The sequence below is a fragment of the Pseudoflavonifractor phocaeensis genome (assembly GCF_016901955.1).
Taxonomy (GTDB): Bacteria; Bacillota; Clostridia; order Oscillospirales; family Oscillospiraceae; genus Flavonifractor; species Flavonifractor phocaeensis_A.
Genome location: NZ_JACJLC010000211.1, coordinates 1 through 743 on the forward strand (window position 1 = coordinate 1; position 743 = coordinate 743).

Annotated in this window: 1 protein-coding gene; it reads left to right on the forward strand. The window is 64.6% G+C overall.

The genetic code is table 11. The features are described 5' to 3' along the window. Positions 1 to 293: 293 nt before the first annotated feature. The gene (gene gatC, locus H6B51_RS17210; RefSeq protein ID WP_204884811.1) at positions 294 to 581 is read left to right on the forward strand and encodes an Asp-tRNA(Asn)/Glu-tRNA(Gln) amidotransferase subunit GatC; all 288 of its coding nucleotides are present in this window, start codon (positions 294 to 296) and stop codon (positions 579 to 581) included. Positions 582 to 743: the final 162 nt, after the last annotated feature.

Consider the following 743-nt stretch of genomic DNA (forward strand, 5'->3'; position numbering starts at 1 on the left):
CATGTAAAATCGCTCCGGGGACCCCCACCGGCCGCGCCGGTGGGGAATGCGGTCTGGACAACGTGCGCAAAGCCTGTCTGTTCCCCCGGGACCGCACCCGGCTGGAGCCCTGAGGCCCGTCGTTTTCAGAGAGCTTCCCCCCTCAGGGGGGAAGCTGGCAGCCCGAAGGGCTGACTGATGAGGGGGCTTCCCCTTACTCCCCCTCATCCGCCCCAGTGTGCGCACTGGGGCACCTTCCCCCCTGAGGGGGGAAGGTCTCCCACCTTGCAACGTGTTCCATAAGGAGGATAGCTATGAAAATCACCGAAGAAATGGTTGACTATATCTCCCAGCTCTCCCGGCTGCGCCTGCCCCCGGAGGAAAAGACCGCCATGACCGCTGAGCTGGAGACCATCGTGGCCTATATGGACGTGCTCAACCGTCTGGACACTTCCGGCATCGAGCCTCTGAGCCACGTCTTCCCGGTCAAAAACGTCATGCGGCCCGACGAGGTGGTCCCGTCCTGTGACCGGGCCGCCCTGCTGGCCGGGGCCCCCGTCGCCGACGGCGAGGCCTTCCTGGTACCCAAAGCGGTAGAGTGAGGTGGAGCAAATGGAACTGTATGAACTGACCGCCCTGGAGCTGGCCCAAAAGCTCCGTACCGGCGAGGTGAGCCAGCAGGAGGCCATGGAAACCGCTGCCGCCCGGATCTCCGCCGCCCAGCCCGCCAACAACGCCTTTACTTGGGTGAATACCCCCCTCCC

What these genes read in the sequence shown, in the direction of transcription:
- gatC (WP_204884811.1), top strand. Translation starts at nt 294, where the DNA reads ATGAAAATCACCGAAGAAATGGTTGACTATATCTCCCAGCTCTCCCGG.